This window comes from Pseudomonas sp. HS6 (assembly GCF_023375815.1).
In the GTDB taxonomy this organism is placed as follows: domain Bacteria; phylum Pseudomonadota; class Gammaproteobacteria; order Pseudomonadales; family Pseudomonadaceae; genus Aquipseudomonas.
Map to the genome: position 1 here is coordinate 5,598,133 of NZ_CP067412.1, position 15,914 is coordinate 5,614,046.

Sequence of the window (15,914 nt, forward strand, 5' to 3'; positions counted from 1 at the left end):
CCCTTTCCCTTTCCCTTTCCCTTTCCCACCAGTCACCTTTCCCAATAGCTTAAACCAATTGTTATATTTCAAACTTCTTAAAGCCATTAAAGTAGCCCCCAAAGCAATTTTTATCTGGCAATTCTTTATTACTCACCAAATACTTAATATTGCCAAGAACCATCTCTTCTTTAATTGCGCTAATATGAAATCCTACCGCATTATAATTTATAACAACTCCAGAAACATTGCCGACGCAAAGGTTTTGAATTTTTTCGACATGTGACCTGATAAAAGCCCTAGATACATCTTCCATTTTTGACTCGAACACTTCCCTTAACTCGGCCTCGCTCATTAAAAAAGCGATGGCTAAAGGATGATCTGTTTCGTTCACTACTGCGATAGTTTTTGAATCATCAAAAAACTCCGTAACATCTACAAAGACAAATAATTTGCCATTATCACCAACATCTTCAGCTGACTGCTCAATAGCCTCTTTAATTCTAGCAATTAGTTTATTTTTAGATCGAACCCTTTTGCACTCAACAAGTACATTTTCATTATTGAAAACAATGTCAGCTCGGCTTGATAGATCAATGTCCACTCCTAGCTTTTTAATTTCAGAAGCAATAGATAACTCAAAGAGGAAATTTCTTGCGTCATCATTGCCTTCTTTATTGATTTTATTTTTAAAGGCCACTCCTGAAATAGATTTTTTAATAGTTTCTAGGAATTCCTTTTCTCTATTATCTGAAAGGTATTCTTTAAGTTTGACTATCTGGTTGATTTCGGAGAATGATTGAAGACAGTAATACATTTCATCACAAAAACACCCCCTAAATCTTTCGTAAAGTTGAATGTGTTTAATGTACTCGGGCACTCGGCCTTTCAACGGTATATTTAACTCTAACGTCAACCAATTGCAGCATGAATCAACCTTGCGCCTGAACTCGTTTCCAAGGTATGGGGCTATATCAATAAATTCAGTTTTGACTTGATAATACATAGTAATTCTTCTGCCGGCTCAGTGATTAAGAAATATATCGTTTGATTAAGAGACGGGCTTTAGTCTGATCATTTCCCCGTTATTGAATTTCCGCTGTAAAAATAAACCATTTTCAACTATTTATAATAATTCGGGATACTCACTATAGCGTTTAGTGCTCCGCTGAAGTTTGTAATAAATCCAAAAGTAAATACTGCTGTGTATTTGATAGCGCTATGATTTTTTTCATTCTAAGTATACATGACGATTAAGCGAGAGGGCGGCCAAAAGCGCAGCTTTGGGAGGTCCAGTGAACGGACGTGAGCGGTAGTTGAGCGCATTGTTAGCGGCTTATGTGCCAGGCTCTGAGTAAAAAATTTCAAACATAATGGATACTGCCTCCTTTGCAATTACTTCCAATTTTTCTCTTTCATCCCACTGCTGATCCACTGTTAGTGCCGGCGCATCGTGCTTGGCGTGTACCAAGCTGTTTCTTAATTTTCGTAAGCTTTGCACTCGTTCGCCGAACCCTCTTTCCTCAAGAAGAGCGTGCGAATGCTTTTTTGAAGAGTCTGGGTTTGTTTCTCTTATGTGAGCTTCGATTACCGCAAAGGAAATGACGATTACGCTAGCCCACGCGCCAGCGCAGAAACAGGCTTGAGTGTCACTTATTAGTGCGCACGCTTGTTCTCCTACAAGATAGCTGCCGAGTTCCTCGTAGTAAAAAATATGACTTTCATACCATTCGCGCCGCGCTTCCCATACTTCGGGCCTTGGAATTTCTAAGTGATCCATAGATAAGCCGCTAACTATAAATAGACACCAACTGGTGCATAACTCCCAAAATGGGCGTGGCGTATAACATTCCTTGTTCTCTCACTACCCTTTTCTAGGCTGGGGCTTTCAGCGTTCCGATGACCGTATAAGGAAGTTATACACCATGGATGGACAGCCTCGATTGCTCGGCCAAATGCGGGAGCAAATTCGCCTAGACACTACTCGATTCGCACCGAGTATGTCTATTGCAAGTAGGTTACGCCGAACGGCAGGAATAGGCCTGCTGAGGTCGAAGCAACTCATTCAGATTCCGCAGTGTGTGGCTGTGCCTTTACCATTACTCAGCACTAGGCTCTGTACGAAATCCCGAGAAACCCAATCGTCGCCCCTTGAACTCTCGGACAAGGACTGGGGTGTAGTCTCCGATCTCTTCATGGATAGCCATGGCCGAGGGCGGCCGCCTGATGTTTGATGGCGTGTTCTGGGTACTCTGCTCGGGTGCTGCGTGGCGAGATATGTCGCACCATACAAAACAAAGCCCCTGCAGAAATGCAGGGGCTTTGTTGTTTCTGGGGTGTCCACATTTCGTCCACATCTCCGATCGTCGGCGACCGCATTGCCAGTTCTAATCGGAACAATCCGTAGACGATTTCACCTCAGGCTGGCTGCAAATCCCGCAATGCTTCCGGATGCTGGCTAGCAACACGTAACGATGTCTGTGCCGCACCTGTCGGCTGCCTCCGACCCTGCTCCCAATCCTGCAACGTCCGCAGACTCACACCGATCAACTTGGCGAACGCACTCTGCGAAACGCCCACCTTCTCCCGTGCTTCATCGACCGCCGAAAGTGGCACCTCTGTCACACGAGCAGCTTTTCCCGCTTTCATCTGGCGGACAGAGTCCAGCAAGTCCTGCTGGAATTGCTCCAGTTCATTGACCACTGCTATTTCATCATCCAATTACTTTTCTCCAACTCTCAGTTGGTGAGCCTACGCAGCCTCAACCGAAAGCAAAATCCGGCGCCCAAGCTGCTGCAATGCTCGCTCCACATTCTCAATCTTGGAGTGATGCAGGAAATCGACTAACCGATCTACCTGGGGCCGTTGTACACCCAAGCGTCGTGCCAGTTCAGCTTTGCTGACCCCAGACTCCAGAAGCGTATTCCAGAGCCCAACCTTTGCCGCAGTCAGTGCAGGTAGACGCAAAACAGCGTCACTTTCCTGTTCTCCCGCATCACCTGTCGGAATCAACCGGCGATCATCAACGTAAATCGACAAGGCTGTTTCCATTGCATCAATGGCGCCGTCGAGTGCTTCCTCGAGGGTGTCGCCTGCGGTGTGCATCTCTGGAATTTCTGCGCAGGACAACCAGACACTGCCCGGCTCTTCGTGAACTTCCAACGCATATTCGAACATTACGCTTCCTCTCATGGGGTACAACTGGGTCTCAATCCTTGAGACCCAGTTGTTTGATTATCGATTTTCTCAACCCTTCGCCCATTTCCTTGGCTCCGTGGTCGGGAAAGACAGTTGATCTGCCATTCAAGGAAACCTTGAAATGGCTGCCCTTGCCGGTTTGGAACTCAACGCCTTGGGCTTTCAACCATCGCCGAAACTCGCTGTACTTCATGTGCATCACTCGCTGTTTCGGTAGAGCGAATGTGCAACATATCTGTTGCGTATGCAACATAACTGTTGCACCGCACATCTGGAACATCGCTAGCCTCCGCCACCACCTGGCCACGATTGCGCACATCCCTCTCCCACGCTACCTTCAAACCCGTCGCTGCCAATTCAGCGACCGGGCCTGATAACCCGCGTAAGATACAGGCGCACCAGCGCCCCAACCCACGTTTGCCGGCGTTTTTTTGTGCCTGCATTTCCGTGCAATGGCGGCTGTGCGTGGGAGACCTTCGGGTCTGCCGGGTTCCTGTATCTCCGGTTTATCAGCCTGCGCATAGCTGCCACCCATTCGCCTGATAACGAATTGGCAGCACTCATTTGATACAGGGAGTTTCACAAATGATTAGCATCGATCCGTCCAAAGTCTGCCCCTTCCACCAACCAGCCATCGGTAGGTGAAGCCATGACCCATCCCCACGATCTGAAAACCCTCGGCCTCACCCATTTCTTCTTCCACTCCAACCACGCACTCTTCCGCACCAACTCCGGCGTCCCGGTCGTCACCGCCCTCTCCCACGCGTCCCATCTGCTCCACATTTCCAAACTGCTCACGTCAGATACTTCCGCCGCCAACGACCCGGAACTCCACGCCTGCGCCTCGCAATATTTGCAGGAGTTGAGCAAGGCGCTGGTTGATGATGCGGTCAAAGTGCTGAGCCCAGATCCGTAAACCGGCGCCCACAAAAAAGCCCTCGCATCGCTGCGAGGGCTTTGTGTTACCGCATCAATCAGTGCCCAGCGCTCTGCCCACCATCCACATGCAGAATCTCGCCAGTGACAAAACTCGCGTTATCCAGATACACCACAGCCTGCGCAATATCGTCGATCTCGCCCATGTGCCCAACCGGATGCAGCGCGCCCAGTGCCGCGTGGGTTTCCTCGCCATGCATCGGCGTCTTGATGATGCCTGGCGATACCGCGTTCACCCGGATCCCGCGTTTGGCGTATTCAATGGCCAGGGATTTGGTGGCGGCGTTGAGGCCGCCCTTGGTCAGTGACGCGAGGACCGAGGGCACGCCGTCGACCGCGTGGTCGGTCAGGCTGGTGGTGATGTTGACCACGTGGCCCTTGCCCTGTTTTTCCATCTCGGCGATGGCCAGTTGGGTGATGTAGAAGAAGCCGTTGAGGTTGACCGACAGCACCGCCGCGTAATCTTCCGGTGTGTAGGCGGTGAACGGTTTGGCGACGAAGATGCCGGCGTTGTTGACCAGGGTGTCGATGCGGCCGAAGCGGGCCACGCCTTCGCTGATGACGCGTTGAGCGGTGGCCGGGTCGCCGATGTCGCCGGCGATGGTCAGGATCTGCGGATCGTTCGACGGTTTGATCGAGCGCGAGGTGGCGACGATGTTGTAGCCCAGTTCACGGAAGGCCTTGACCATGCCTTCGCCCAGACCTTGGGAGGCGCCAGTGATGACAACGGTTTTTTTCGAGTTGCTCATGATGAAATCCTCAATCAATAAGTAGGTGTTGAATCAGGCGGTAGCCAGTTGTTTCAGCATTTGTTCGTAGTACTCGACCGATTGCGAGCCGGATACCAAGTGCTTGCCGTTCAGGATCAGCGCGGGCACCGAGTTGATTCCGTGCTGCCGGTAGAACGCCTGCAGTTGCCGCACTTCGCTGGCGAATTCGTCGTTGGCCAGCACCTTGCGGGCCCTCGCTGCATCCAGCCCCGCTTCGGTCGCCAGACGGATCAGTGTCGGGTGATCGTTCGGGTTGTCGCCGTCGCGGAAGTAAGCGCGCAGAAGGATCTTTTTCAGCGCGATCTGCCGCCCTTCCTGCGCTGCCCACATCAGCAACCGATGGGCATCGAAGGTGTTGTGAAAGTGCGTGCGTTTCTCCAGGTCGAACTCGAAACCGATGGCCTTGCCGCGTTCGATCTGCATCTTCTTGCCGGCAGCGACGTCTTCGGCGGTGCGGCCGTATTTGCGCATCAGGTGCTGCACCGCTGGTTCGCCTTCGGCGGGCATGTCCGGGTTGAGTTCGAAGGGCTTGTAGGTCAGCGCCACCGAAACCTCGCCGGCCAGATTGCCGATCGCCTGCTCCAGCGCTGTCGCCCCGAGCGCGCACCAGGGGCACACCACGTCGGAGACGAAATCGATGGTCACGGTCGAGGTCATGACTGGCCCCGTTCCGCCAGTTGTCGGCGGTACTCGGTAGTGGTGATGCCGGCGTAGCCCCAGTTATCGGTGTCGACTTCTTCGATCACGATGTGGGTCAGGTCCGGGCGCTTGTTGAGGACGCGTTCCAGGGTTTCAGTGATTTCGGCGATCACCTGAGCTTTCTGCTCACGGGTAACACCATCGCGGGTGATGCGTACGCTGACAAATGGCATGACGACGACTCCAGTGACCTGCCCTCGGGATGATGGTCAGGTGTTGGAGCTCAATTTAGGCGTGTACCGGGAGGGGAAAAAGTAGGGGTGGGGTACTTCATTTGTGAGGTGGTGTAATGAATTGGCAATCCAAAGTTCAGTGACAGAGAATTCCCCCAAGAGCGCGAAACCGGCTGCCATCAGGTGACGATAGCCGGCGTTAGGAACCCCGTTGATGACCTGAAAATCAGCGTTCGGGTGAGACCTCTTCTCCCTTGCTTGAGGGAGAAAAATATCAAGCTTCTTTGAAAAATGCCGGCAGCGATGTCGGCTTTTTTATGAGCGTTATTTGAACTTCCTTTGAGATACGCCTGCTCAAATTGCTGGCATAACACGCCGACCCTGTCAGTCGTTTCCCTCTGAATATCCCCGCAAACGCACCCAAACCGTGCACTTTTTTTGACCCCAATCACCCCCACGTCACCAAAAACCCCGATCCTGTGTCAGCCTCCAGCCATCGGCAGGGACATCAATTCGCTACTAATTGCGCGACAACTATGCTCAGGTGCAGGAATATAGCCGGCAAATGGCGCCGTTCAGGCCGTCACGTACACAACAATACCCAGCCCACTTCAGAGGGCATTACCCATGGATAGCAGAACCTTACGCAACCTCATGCGCATCGTGCAGACCGGCTCGTTGTCGGCCGCAGCCGAGCATTCGTGCCTGACTGTGCAGGCCCTGGCCGCGCAGTTGAACAAGGTCGAAGAGCAGTTCGGTTTCCGCTTGTTTCGCCGTTCCAACAAGGGGCTGACGCTGACGCCGCAAGGTACTGAGCTGACGCCCTATATGGACAGAGTGCTGATTGCCACGCGGCAGATGGAAGAGAAAGTCGAGGCGCTGAAGGTGCCGGGACAGCGCACGTTGAAAGTGGCGTTGAACACCACGCTGGACCCGGATTTCAACCGACGATTGATCGGACGCCTGATCGAGGTGTTTCCCGACTACCAGATGGAATTCAGTTACGCCGAGTCGATGGAAAATCTCAGCAAGCTGAAGAATGAAGACTTCGACCTTGCGGTGCTGATCGGCCCGCAGCGTCCGGGTTTGCCGAGCATTGTCCTGCCTGAAGTGCAGGTGCAGGTGGTCGGCGCTCATTGTGGTCAGGAAAACGATCCGCTGACGTTGCTCGGCAACAAGTTCCAGGTGCGTCCGGCAGAAGATTGTCCGTATTCCCACAGCTTTTTGCGTTTTCTCGACGCCGGGCTGGGCAATCACGAGAACAGTCAGCGGACGATCTATTCCTGCAGCGAAACGCTGACCCTGTCGCTCATCACGCAGATGGACGCCGTCGGCATGGTCTCTCGCGAGGCCGCGCAGAAGAACGGCCTGACGATTTTCCCCGGGTTCGAGGATTTCCTTGAGGTGCGCCTGGCGGTGAATAACCCGGACCTGTCCGGACAGGCGTTGAACGATGTGGTCGATCTGCCGCTACATGAACGAGCCGAGCGCAATGTACGCAGCCGTCCCAACCGCCACACTGAGAAAGAGGTTTTTGCTGAAATACGCACATAACAGCGTCGGAATCGCTGCATAGAATTCCGGGCGATCGAGCTGTATGTGCTGATCCTTGATCAACAAGGGTGTCAGGCTGATCGCAGCGACGATCGCCACCGGCAGGTACTCCAGCGCCCGGGCGACGAAGGGCGGCCAGTGCTCGGTATTGACCTGCAAAGGCAAGGCCCGTGGCAGGAAGGTCACGGCCATCATCAGCGCGACCACCAGAATCAGGAACGTTTGGTCAGGCATACACCCACTCCGCAGCCCACAAACGTGGCGATGAAAACGTTGAATGGCGAGCTGCCGACCAGGCTCAGTGCGCCCATGCAGATCACTGCAGCGAGGGCGGCGATGAGTTTGTTGCGGGTGTTGCACAGCGAAACCAGCACGTAGAGCATCATCGCGGTCAGCGCATAGTCGAGCTGATATTTGATCAGGTGCGACGCGTACTGCGCGCACAGGGCGCCGAGCAATCCGCCGATCACCCAAGAGGTGTGGCAGAACAGGTTGAAGCCGATCAGATAACGGATGTTCACCGGCGCCCCGGTGCCGAGTTTGACGCTGTGGAAGGCGAACGATTCATCGGTCAGGCCGCCGGCGTAGCACCAGCGCTCCATGCGGCTCAGGCCCAGAGCCCGCAGGGCCTTCGCCATGTAGACCGACATCAGCATGTGACGCGCATTGATCAGAAAAGTGGTCAGCACGATGGTGGTCAGCGACGCACCGCTGCTGATCAGCGCCAGCGCCGCGAACTGCGAAGCCCCGGCATACACGAACAGACACATTGCCACCGGCAGCCACAGCGGCAGCCCGGCATTGACCGCCATCAGCCCGAACACGAACGACACGGTGAAATAACCGGCCACCACCGGGCTGGCTTCGGCAAAGGTGCGCGACGGCTGACGGTCGACCATCAGCGGCGCACTGCCGGATGTTTCATTCATAGATCCCTCTCAAATGTCCGCTCGCCGTGAGGTTCGCAAAAACCCTGGGCAGTCCAGAAACGCTTGCCCGCGAGGTTAGCATCGTCGACGAACAGAAACATCCGCAGCACACCGACTCGTTTCATGTCGGCCGACGCCGCTTCCACCAGCCGCTGGCCGACGCCTTGGCTGCGATAGCGCGCGCTGACCGCCAGGTGGTTGATCGTGCCGCGACTGCCCAGCATGCCGCCCAGCACCGCACCGACGATCTCGCCTTCGACATCGAAGGCCAGGTATGCCGTGGTGGTTTTCTGGATCAACACGCCGCGCAGGCATTTGGCGTCCTGCCATTCGCAGAACGACACTTCGTCGAACTGGCGGAAGAAACGCTCCATGCGCTGCGCGTCCTTGGCCGTCGCGCGCCGCAGCACCACCGGCGTCGAGCACTCGACGCCGTCTACTTGGGTGATCTGATTAGCGAACAATGTCGAAAGCGGTCCCGGGCCGCGAGAAAGAAATCGCCAGAATCTGCCGGTACGCCATGGCATGGGAGTGAGTGTTGCGTGCCGGTGTCACGTAGTGGCGCATGTCGCGGTCGAGGAAGTAAGTGGTGTCGAGGATTTCCAGGTAAGTGGTCGACGCCAGTTGCTGCTCGTGAATGTCGTACAGACGGCTTTCGGCGCCCTCGACATTGTTGCGGCCCCAGAAGTGCACGCCGCTGAACGGGTAACCGTCGCAGTGAATCCCTTCCGGGGTTATTTCCAGTTGTTTGCCGGGCTTGATCTCGATGCGGATCTGATGGATCTGGCACTGCCAGATTTCATCGTGCAGCTCTTCCGGCAACACGCTTTTGTACACTTCAAAATCGGTGTCGATCAGGCTGCGCATCACCGGCGAACTGATCACTTCATCGGAGAAATCCTGGAAGTGCCGCACAACGCCGCCCACGTAAGCATTGTTTTCCTTGGACTGCACGTACGCGCGATGTTCCAGTTGCTTCAGTTCGCGTGTCTTGGGGTTGTACTCAAAGTCGCTGTAACGACGGTAACGCATGCCGGCTTCGGCCTGACCGTAGTAACTGTCAGGCTCCATGTTTTCCCAACTTTTGGTCAGTCTGACGAAGTCGGCGAAATGACCGTAGAGATTGAAGTCAGCACCCTGCACATTGGCGTACTTGTCGCGCCGTAGCGATTCGCCCACTTCTCTGGTTAAAACGATCATTACCAAATTCTCCGCTGCATTGAGCGGCCTAATCTATTAGGTGGAGAATTTGCGTCCATGAGAAAGAATTTCAGGCATTTAAAGCCCTGTTTGAAACGCGATTTGAAATGGCTTGAAAGTGCATTTCAAATGACAAAAACACGGGTTTTTATGCTTTTTTCAAAAAAAACGTCAAAAAAAACGTCAAAAAAAAACCCCGAACAAGTCGGGGTTTTTTTATCGCTTTCGCAGGCTCAACCAATCATCAGAAGATGTTGATCGGGTAATCCACGAACACACGCAGCTCGTTGCCGCTGACGTTGTATTCGCTGGATTTCTGCGAAACACGCAGGATCGAGCTACGCAGTTTCACGCTCAGGTCTTTGGCCGGGCCACTTTGCACGACGTACTTGAACTGGTTGAAGATTTCGCGCTCGGTGCCGCCTTCGCTGGTGGACGTGGTGATGTTGTCGCCACGTACGTACGCGAAGTTGTAGCTCAGACCCGGTACGCCGAATGCGCCGAAGTCCAGGCCGTAGCCCAACTGCCAGCTGCGCTCGTCTTCAGCGTTGAAGTCCGACCAGTAGGAGTTGGCCAGGTAGATGGTGTTGCCACCGTCACCCACGCGACCTTGACCTTTCTGGTAGCCGCCGTAGGCGTAACCCAGGTTGCTGTCGCCGGTGGAGCGCTGGTGCGCCACGGTGAACGAGTGCGGACCGGTAGCGAAGGTCGCTGCCAGGCTCCAGATCTTGTTGTCGTCGCCGGTCACACCGTTTTCGCGGACATAGGAGTTGTCCAGCTTGGTGCGGTAACCGTTGAAGTCCAGGGTCAGCGACTGATCCTTGTCGATCGGGAACACGTAGTTGGCGTTCACGTATTGCTTCTTCAGCACGTCTTCGACGTCGGAAGCGTACAGCGCAGCCTTGAACTGTTCGGTGAACTGGTAGCTACCGCCCAACACGTTGATCGACTTCAGACCACCGCTGTCACGGCCTTCAGCGCTTTTACGCGATTCGGCGGTGAAACGACCGGCATCCAGTTGCAGACCTTTGATCTCTTTGGAAGTGATCAAGGTGCCGGTGTAGCTTTCCGGCAGCAGACGCGAGTTGTCGTAGTTCAGCACCGGCAGGGCCGGCATCTGGTCACCGTAAGTCAGGGTGGTGTTGGACAAGCGGAATTTCACCGCTGCGCCGCCCTTGGACAGGTCATTGGCCGGGTGGCCACTGTCGCCCTTCTTGAAGAAGTCGATACCTTGGGCGCCGCTACGGTCTTCGCTGCGCTCCAGGTTCAGGGCGTACAGACCGAATGCGTCCACACCGACACCGACGGTGCCCTGGGTGAAACCGGACGAGAACGTACCGATGGCCGCCTGGCCCCACTCGGATTTGTCCTTGTTGCCGTCTTTGTAGTCACGATTGATATAGGCATTGCGCAGCAGCACTTTGAGGCTGCTGTCTTCAACAAAACCCTTGGACTCGGCCTGGTCGTTAGCCATGGCCTGAGTGGCGCTCAACATCCCCAATGCGATCAGACTGATCCGCTTGTTCAACATTTTGTTTTCCTTATTACGGGTTGAAACGCGCTGTGTCGAACGGCTGAAACGGCGCTAATGCACTCTTTTTTCACCCCGAAACAAAAAGGCCCGCCCACGACAAAGTCGTGGCGGGCCTTCTTATTATTTTGAGTCATGGCGGTTGGCCACAGGCGTTGGGCCGAATCGTAGCTGCGCCCTGAACAATGTGTCAATTTCAAGAATCGTCTTTAAATAGGCAAAAATCGTCTAAAAAAAGTAAATTTTTCGATGGCTGCGTGCAGGGAAACGCCTGTAATCAGGGATTTTGATGCCCAGTCACGCGCAACCATCGAGGCCGCAGACCGGCAAGGTTTGCGCCGCTGGTGCCGACGGAATGGACTCACTCAACCATTGTGCAAAGGCCTGCGGTTTGCCGAGCCATGGGCCGATATCGATCAGGGTGAACTGGCCGTCCTGTTCCAGCGCAAAGGTCGGAAAGCCCTGGCCACCGAGTTTCGCCAGCAGTGCGCGGCTGTTCTTTATGTGTTGATCGGTGTTGGTCGCTTGCAGGGTTTTGAGGAACGTGTCCGCCTCGTAGCCCATCTCTACCGCGCACTCCACGAGCACGGGTTCATCGGCAATCCGCCGGCCTTCTACATAGTGCGCGGTTTGCAAACGGCCAAGCAGTTCCAGGCCACGCCCATCGATGCTTTCTGCTGCCATGACAGCGGCAATTGGCGGCGCGGAATCAAAAACCGCCGAGTGATCACGCAACAGACCTTCGAAATAGGCCTCGCCGAACGGCTGTCCGGTGTATTCGGCAATGCGACGGTCGTGAGGCATCACGTAATTGCGCAATTGCGGTGAAACGCTCTGACGGTTGGCACCGGTCATCATGCCGCCGGCGTGGGCGATCACCGGCAGCACTTGTTGTGCGGCTTGTACCAGCGGTTTGGCGCCGTAGCACCAGCCGCACAAAGGGTCGTAGATGTAGTGAAGCGTCATCGGAAAGCTCCGGCATGAAAGTGGGAAAAACAATGGCGGCACGTTAATACCTTGTTGGTTGCGGAAAAACGCCGGAATGGCTTCAAGTCTGTTTCGGCAATCGGTCGAATGGGGTCGTTACCGGCTATGTAACAATTTCGAAATAAATTGACACAATCAAACCACGGAACCTTTCAGGAATAGTTAACGGAAGCAAATGCAAAGCATTACCATTCGCGCGCTCGAATTCTTCCACCCTTTCGGATGCGCTTTTCAATGCCAGCCCCGTTCCGTCTCACGCCCGTCACGCTTGGACTTTCTGCCTTTTTGTCCTCCGGTTTCGCTTACTCCGCGACCGAGCTTCCCGCCACTTCGATAAGCGCCGAATCGCAAGTCGACGACCCACGCGTGAAGGTCAGCAACACCGCGACTCGTACGTCCACCCCGGTGCGCTACGTGCCGCAGGCGATCGATTCGATCAAGACCGCCAACGTCGCGGATTACGGCATCAATGACATTGAAGATGCCCTGAGCGGGATCCCCAACGTCAGCAGCGGTGGCGACACGCGCTTCGACAGCCTGCGCATCCGTGGTTTCGACGCCAGCAACGACTTCTACTTGGACGGCATCCGCGACGACAGCCAGTACAAGCGCGACCTGCATAACATCGAACGCGTTGAAGTGCTCAAGGGCCCCGCCGCCGTGCTGTACGGCCGTGGCAGCCAGGGCGGGATCGTCAACCGCGTCAGCAAGGCACCCGAATTCGGCCGCCGCTCGACCATCGAGGCCCAAGGCGGAAGCGAAGATCTGCGCAGCCTCTACGCCGACCTCAGCGCCGACCCGAGCGATAACATCAGCCTGCGCCTGAATATGGGCAACATGGACGAGAACAGTTTTCGTGACGGTGTCAGTGGCAACCGTAAACTGTTCGCGCCGTCGATGAGCTGGCAGCTCACGCCTGACCTGAACTGGCTGGTGCAATACGAATACAGCCGCTACAACCGCTCGCCGGATCGCGGCATTCCCGGAGTCAACGGACGTCCGGCGGATGTCGGCCGGGACACGACCTACGGCAACGATCACGACTTTATCGATGACAAGTCGCAGTCCCTGCGTTCGAAGCTGAGCTATGAAATCAACGACAACTGGCAACTGCGCCACACGCTCGGTGTGTTCAAGCTCGACAGCGATTTCGATAACACCTATCTCACTGGCTACACCCCGACCACCAAGAAGGTCACCCGCCAGCACTGGCAACAGGACCTGACCACCCGCAACGTGTTCAACAATGTCGAACTGGAAGGTGGATTCGATACTTTCGGCCTCGAACATCGCCTGCTGACCGGGATCGAAACCGGCAGCCAGCGCCGCGACCCGACGCTGTACAACGCCGCTACTTCCGGTCGCGGCAGCTCTCCGGTGCCGTCGCTGGATCTGTACAACCCCAACCGCGACCTTCGCCACACCGGGCGCATGCAGGTGTCGAGCAGCAGCCACACCGAAGTCGAAAGCCGCGCGATCTACGTTCAGGATCAACTGCGCCTTAACGATGAATGGCAACTGCTGGCCGGTCTGCGCTACGACACTTTCGATATCGAGTCGACCAACAAACTGCGCAACATCTCCGAGGACCGTGACAGCCACAGCACCAGCCCACGTTTCGGCGTGGTCTGGACGCCGCTGCAGAATCACTCGTTCTACGCTTCGTGGACCAAGACGTTTTCGCCGGTCGGTGGCGGTTTGATCGGCATCACGCCGGGTGCGCCGGGCAACAGCAATGACCTGAGTCCGGAGCTGACCAAACAGAAGGAAATCGGCGTCAAGAGCGACTGGCTCGACGATCGTCTGAGCACCACCCTGGCGATCTACGAGCTGGAACTCTACAACCGCCGCACCACCGACCCGGTCGATCCGACCCTGACCGTGATGAGTGGCTTGCAACGTTCACGCGGAATCGAACTGACCGGAACCGGCAAGATCGTCGGCAACTGGTACGTGCGCGGTGGCGTCGGTGTGCAGGACGCGACCATCGAGAAGGACAACAACGGCCTGGAAGGCAAACGCGTCAACAACGTCGCCAAGCACAACGGCAGCCTGTTCCTGACCTGGAAACCGGAGATGGGCTGGTACGGCGAAACCGGCCTGACCCTGGTCGGCCAGCGTTACGCCGACAACGCCAACACCACCGTGTTGCCGGGCTACGGTCGCTGGGACGCCCTGGTCGGCTACCGTCACAAGGACTGGGATCTGCGCGCAGCTTTGAACAACATCACCGACCGCGAGTACTACTCCTCGGCCACCAGCGCCTTCCAGATCCAGCCAGGCGCCCCCCGCAGCCTGGTCATGACCGGTACTTACAGCTTCTGATTCGCGCCCATAAAAAAAGCGCTGCCATCCCGGCAGCGCTTTTACCAATCCTTGTTGTTCTGCTTATCCTTCCATCACATCCCACAATGCGTCCAGTTCGGCCTCGCTGAACAGGTCAGCGGGGTAACGCTCGATCATCATCCGGCGCGGATCAGGTTCCCTGATCTGACGCGTTCCATTGGACTTCAACCAGTGCGCGACAATCTGGAGCGACTCACTATTTACAGCCATGGGATGCAACGTCCGCTCGCTGATTACGTTCACTTCGGCGTTCATTTCAGCGCTCTCTCCCCGTTCGTGAGCGGCTACGTTATCCAAGGTTTATGACAGAACTGTTGAAGTTCTCCCCCCTCCCTAGTGCGTCATGAGCGATACAAGAGCTATGCCAACGTAATGAAATTGTCGACCAGCGGACATAAAGAAACCCGCAGTCCTGACGGGCTGCGGGTTTCTCTTCAAGCGTGGGCAACAAATGACTGCCCGGTCGATTTTTCAATCAACTCAAGCTGTTACATCCGCACTCACTCTTTGTGCGGCGCGGGTTGCTGTTGGGTAAGGCAGTGAATGTTGCCGCCGCCCAGTAACAGTTCGCGACCCGGTACCATCACCACTTCGTGTTGCGGGAACAGGTTCTGCAGAATCTCACGGGCCGGGGCGTCCATCGGGTCGTCGAAGCTCGGCGCAATGATGCCGCCGTTGACGATCAGGAAGTTCACGTAGGAACCTGCCAGACGCACGCTCGGGTTGCGCTCCTGAGTTCCGTCCACCGGATCCACGCCCGCGCACTCTTCCTCGGTGGCAAACAGCGGCCCCGGAATCGGCATCTTGTGCACCGTGAACGGGCGGCCCTTGGCGTCGGTGCTGCTTTCCAGCACTTTCATCGCGGCCTGGCAGCGCGAGTAGTTCGGATCCTGTGGATCATCGGTCCACGCCAGCAGCACTTCGCCCGGACGCACGTAGCAGCAGAAGTTATCCACATGGCCGTCGGTTTCGTCGTTGAACAGGCCATCCGGCAGCCAGATGATTTTGTCCACCGACAGGTTTTCGCTGAGCACCGCTTCGATTTCCTCGCGGCCCAGGTGCGGGTTGCGATTGCGGTTGAGCAGGCATTCTTCGGTGGTGATCAGCGTGCCCTCGCCGTCGACGTGAATCGAGCCGCCTTCAAGCACAAAACCTTCAGTGCGATAGCGCGGGCTGCGCTCGATCTCGAGGATCTTGCCGCCGACCTGGGAATCACGGTTCCACGGCGAATACAGACCGCCGTCAAAGCCGCCCCAGGCGTTGAAGTCCCAGTTCACACCGCGCACTTCGCCGCTGTTGTTGATCACAAAGGTAGGGCCGCTGTCGCGGACCCAGGCGTCATCACTGGACATCTCGACCACACGAATATTCGGCACGTCGAGGCGAGCGCGAGCGTTTTCATACTGGCCGGCGGACACCGCCACGGTCACCGGTTCGAAACGCGCGATGGCCTTGGCCACGGCAGCGTGAGCGGCCTGCGCCGGCTTGCCGCCTAGACGCCAGTTGTCCGGACGCTCGGGCCAGATCATCCAGGTCTGGGTTTGCGGCGCCCATTCGGCCGGCATGTGGAAGCCATCGGCGCGTGGGGTACTTTTCAAGGTGGTCATGTCGA

General features: G+C 55.8%; 19 protein-coding genes. 3 read left to right on the top strand and 16 right to left on the bottom strand.

All coding sequences use genetic code 11. The annotated features are described in order from the left end of the window. Nucleotides 1–61 precede the first annotated feature (61 nt). The 5 genes from JJN09_RS25420 to JJN09_RS25445 form a co-directional block, all read right to left on the bottom strand. Nucleotides 62–985, bottom strand: a complete 924-nt coding sequence (locus tag JJN09_RS25420; protein WP_249484263.1) for a hypothetical protein — start codon at nucleotides 983–985, stop codon at nucleotides 62–64. A gap of 330 nt (nucleotides 986–1,315) precedes the next feature. After that, on the bottom strand, nucleotides 1,316–1,759 hold the full coding sequence (locus tag JJN09_RS25425; RefSeq protein ID WP_249484264.1) for a hypothetical protein: 444 nt from the start codon (nucleotides 1,757–1,759) through the stop codon (nucleotides 1,316–1,318). Between the two features lie 638 nt (nucleotides 1,760–2,397). Next, a complete protein-coding gene (locus tag JJN09_RS25435; protein WP_249490853.1) occupies nucleotides 2,398–2,682 on the bottom strand; it encodes a DNA-binding transcriptional regulator in 285 nt (94 codons plus the stop codon). A gap of 48 nt (nucleotides 2,683–2,730) precedes the next feature. After that, nucleotides 2,731–3,156, bottom strand: coding sequence for a type II toxin-antitoxin system HicB family antitoxin (locus JJN09_RS25440; RefSeq protein WP_249484265.1), 426 nt, complete (start codon nucleotides 3,154–3,156; stop codon nucleotides 2,731–2,733). Nucleotides 3,157–3,187: 31 nt separating this feature from the next. Continuing rightward, nucleotides 3,188–3,370 carry a type II toxin-antitoxin system HicA family toxin gene (locus JJN09_RS25445; RefSeq protein WP_064384144.1) on the bottom strand — a complete coding sequence of 61 codons (183 nt, stop codon included), beginning with the start codon at nucleotides 3,368–3,370 and terminating at the stop codon, nucleotides 3,188–3,190. 456 nt (nucleotides 3,371–3,826) lie between these two features. Between JJN09_RS25445 and JJN09_RS25450 the strand changes: the two genes are divergently transcribed. Then, the gene (locus tag JJN09_RS25450; protein WP_249484266.1) at nucleotides 3,827–4,093 is read left to right on the top strand and encodes a DUF3077 domain-containing protein; all 267 of its coding nucleotides are present in this window, start codon (nucleotides 3,827–3,829) and stop codon (nucleotides 4,091–4,093) included. 58 nt (nucleotides 4,094–4,151) lie between these two features. Here JJN09_RS25450 and JJN09_RS25455 read toward each other — a convergent pair whose 3' ends face one another. The 3 genes from JJN09_RS25455 to JJN09_RS25465 are packed head-to-tail and all read right to left on the bottom strand — an operon-like array spanning nucleotide 4,152 to nucleotide 5,755. Then, nucleotides 4,152–4,862: an SDR family NAD(P)-dependent oxidoreductase gene (locus JJN09_RS25455; RefSeq protein ID WP_085647969.1), complete on the bottom strand. Its 711-nt coding sequence runs from the start codon at nucleotides 4,860–4,862 to the stop codon at nucleotides 4,152–4,154. A 33-nt stretch (nucleotides 4,863–4,895) separates the two neighbouring features. Further along, nucleotides 4,896–5,540: a DsbA family oxidoreductase gene (locus tag JJN09_RS25460; protein WP_249484267.1), complete on the bottom strand. Its 645-nt coding sequence runs from the start codon at nucleotides 5,538–5,540 to the stop codon at nucleotides 4,896–4,898. Beyond that, nucleotides 5,537–5,755, bottom strand: a complete 219-nt coding sequence (locus tag JJN09_RS25465; protein ID WP_007952610.1) for a 4-oxalocrotonate tautomerase family protein — start codon at nucleotides 5,753–5,755, stop codon at nucleotides 5,537–5,539. The genes JJN09_RS25460 and JJN09_RS25465 overlap by 4 nt, the downstream gene beginning before the upstream one ends. A 627-nt stretch (nucleotides 5,756–6,382) precedes the next feature. Between JJN09_RS25465 and JJN09_RS25470 the strand changes: the two genes are divergently transcribed. After that, nucleotides 6,383–7,309, top strand: a complete 927-nt coding sequence (locus tag JJN09_RS25470) for a LysR family transcriptional regulator (RefSeq protein ID WP_085647967.1) — start codon at nucleotides 6,383–6,385, stop codon at nucleotides 7,307–7,309. On the opposite strand, the gene JJN09_RS25475 is transcribed toward JJN09_RS25470, so the two are convergent. The 6 genes from JJN09_RS25475 to JJN09_RS25500 form a co-directional block, all read right to left on the bottom strand. Then, the gene (locus JJN09_RS25475; protein WP_007952614.1) at nucleotides 7,226–7,543 is read right to left on the bottom strand and encodes an AzlD domain-containing protein; all 318 of its coding nucleotides are present in this window, start codon (nucleotides 7,541–7,543) and stop codon (nucleotides 7,226–7,228) included. The two genes, JJN09_RS25470 and JJN09_RS25475, sit on opposite strands and share 84 nt — an antisense overlap. Further along, a complete protein-coding gene (locus tag JJN09_RS25480; RefSeq protein ID WP_248744155.1) occupies nucleotides 7,522–8,238 on the bottom strand; it encodes an AzlC family ABC transporter permease in 717 nt (238 codons plus the stop codon). Before JJN09_RS25480 ends, JJN09_RS25475 begins: the two co-directional genes overlap by 22 nt. Next, nucleotides 8,235–8,612, bottom strand: a complete 378-nt coding sequence (locus JJN09_RS25485; protein ID WP_096821986.1) for a GNAT family N-acetyltransferase — start codon at nucleotides 8,610–8,612, stop codon at nucleotides 8,235–8,237. The genes JJN09_RS25480 and JJN09_RS25485 overlap by 4 nt, the downstream gene beginning before the upstream one ends. A gap of 79 nt (nucleotides 8,613–8,691) precedes the next feature. Continuing rightward, nucleotides 8,692–9,438, bottom strand: a complete 747-nt coding sequence (locus JJN09_RS25490) for a 2OG-Fe dioxygenase family protein (protein WP_096821932.1) — start codon at nucleotides 9,436–9,438, stop codon at nucleotides 8,692–8,694. A 244-nt stretch (nucleotides 9,439–9,682) separates the two neighbouring features. Beyond that, on the bottom strand, nucleotides 9,683–10,969 hold the full coding sequence (locus JJN09_RS25495; protein ID WP_096821931.1) for an OprD family porin: 1,287 nt from the start codon (nucleotides 10,967–10,969) through the stop codon (nucleotides 9,683–9,685). A 297-nt stretch (nucleotides 10,970–11,266) separates the two neighbouring features. Beyond that, on the bottom strand, nucleotides 11,267–11,935 hold the full coding sequence (locus JJN09_RS25500) for a DsbA family protein (protein ID WP_249484268.1): 669 nt from the start codon (nucleotides 11,933–11,935) through the stop codon (nucleotides 11,267–11,269). A 255-nt stretch (nucleotides 11,936–12,190) separates the two neighbouring features. Between JJN09_RS25500 and JJN09_RS25505 the strand changes: the two genes are divergently transcribed. Further along, on the top strand, nucleotides 12,191–14,281 hold the full coding sequence (locus JJN09_RS25505) for a TonB-dependent siderophore receptor (protein ID WP_249484269.1): 2,091 nt from the start codon (nucleotides 12,191–12,193) through the stop codon (nucleotides 14,279–14,281). 63 nt (nucleotides 14,282–14,344) lie between these two features. Here JJN09_RS25505 and JJN09_RS25510 read toward each other — a convergent pair whose 3' ends face one another. Together JJN09_RS25510 and aguA are read right to left on the bottom strand one after the other, a co-directional pair. Then, nucleotides 14,345–14,557: a hypothetical protein gene (locus JJN09_RS25510; protein ID WP_249484270.1), complete on the bottom strand. Its 213-nt coding sequence runs from the start codon at nucleotides 14,555–14,557 to the stop codon at nucleotides 14,345–14,347. Between the two features lie 245 nt (nucleotides 14,558–14,802). Then, the gene (gene aguA / locus JJN09_RS25515) at nucleotides 14,803–15,909 is read right to left on the bottom strand and encodes an agmatine deiminase (protein WP_249484271.1); all 1,107 of its coding nucleotides are present in this window, start codon (nucleotides 15,907–15,909) and stop codon (nucleotides 14,803–14,805) included. Nucleotides 15,910–15,914 lie beyond the last annotated feature (5 nt).

Excerpts from the sequence above, each read along its gene's own strand:
- JJN09_RS25420 (WP_249484263.1), bottom strand. The coding sequence starts at position 985 with ATGTATTATCAAGTCAAAACTGAATTTATTGATATAGCCCCATACCTT.
- JJN09_RS25425 (WP_249484264.1), bottom strand. The coding sequence starts at position 1,759 with ATGGATCACTTAGAAATTCCAAGGCCCGAAGTATGGGAAGCGCGGCGC.
- JJN09_RS25440 (WP_249484265.1), bottom strand. The coding sequence starts at position 3,156 with ATGTTCGAATATGCGTTGGAAGTTCACGAAGAGCCGGGCAGTGTCTGG.
- JJN09_RS25445 (WP_064384144.1), bottom strand. The coding sequence starts at position 3,370 with ATGAAGTACAGCGAGTTTCGGCGATGGTTGAAAGCCCAAGGCGTTGAG.
- JJN09_RS25450 (WP_249484266.1), top strand. The coding sequence starts at position 3,827 with ATGACCCATCCCCACGATCTGAAAACCCTCGGCCTCACCCATTTCTTC.
- JJN09_RS25455 (WP_085647969.1), bottom strand. The coding sequence starts at position 4,862 with ATGAGCAACTCGAAAAAAACCGTTGTCATCACTGGCGCCTCCCAAGGT.
- JJN09_RS25460 (WP_249484267.1), bottom strand. The coding sequence starts at position 5,540 with ATGACCTCGACCGTGACCATCGATTTCGTCTCCGACGTGGTGTGCCCC.
- JJN09_RS25465 (WP_007952610.1), bottom strand. The coding sequence starts at position 5,755 with ATGCCATTTGTCAGCGTACGCATCACCCGCGATGGTGTTACCCGTGAG.
- JJN09_RS25470 (WP_085647967.1), top strand. The coding sequence starts at position 6,383 with ATGGATAGCAGAACCTTACGCAACCTCATGCGCATCGTGCAGACCGGC.
- JJN09_RS25475 (WP_007952614.1), bottom strand. The coding sequence starts at position 7,543 with ATGCCTGACCAAACGTTCCTGATTCTGGTGGTCGCGCTGATGATGGCC.
- JJN09_RS25480 (WP_248744155.1), bottom strand. The coding sequence starts at position 8,238 with ATGAATGAAACATCCGGCAGTGCGCCGCTGATGGTCGACCGTCAGCCG.
- JJN09_RS25485 (WP_096821986.1), bottom strand. The coding sequence starts at position 8,612 with ATGGAGCGTTTCTTCCGCCAGTTCGACGAAGTGTCGTTCTGCGAATGG.
- JJN09_RS25490 (WP_096821932.1), bottom strand. The coding sequence starts at position 9,438 with ATGATCGTTTTAACCAGAGAAGTGGGCGAATCGCTACGGCGCGACAAG.
- JJN09_RS25495 (WP_096821931.1), bottom strand. The coding sequence starts at position 10,969 with ATGTTGAACAAGCGGATCAGTCTGATCGCATTGGGGATGTTGAGCGCC.
- JJN09_RS25500 (WP_249484268.1), bottom strand. The coding sequence starts at position 11,935 with ATGACGCTTCACTACATCTACGACCCTTTGTGCGGCTGGTGCTACGGC.
- JJN09_RS25505 (WP_249484269.1), top strand. The coding sequence starts at position 12,191 with ATGCCAGCCCCGTTCCGTCTCACGCCCGTCACGCTTGGACTTTCTGCC.
- JJN09_RS25510 (WP_249484270.1), bottom strand. The coding sequence starts at position 14,557 with ATGAACGCCGAAGTGAACGTAATCAGCGAGCGGACGTTGCATCCCATG.
- aguA (WP_249484271.1), bottom strand. The coding sequence starts at position 15,909 with ATGACCACCTTGAAAAGTACCCCACGCGCCGATGGCTTCCACATGCCG.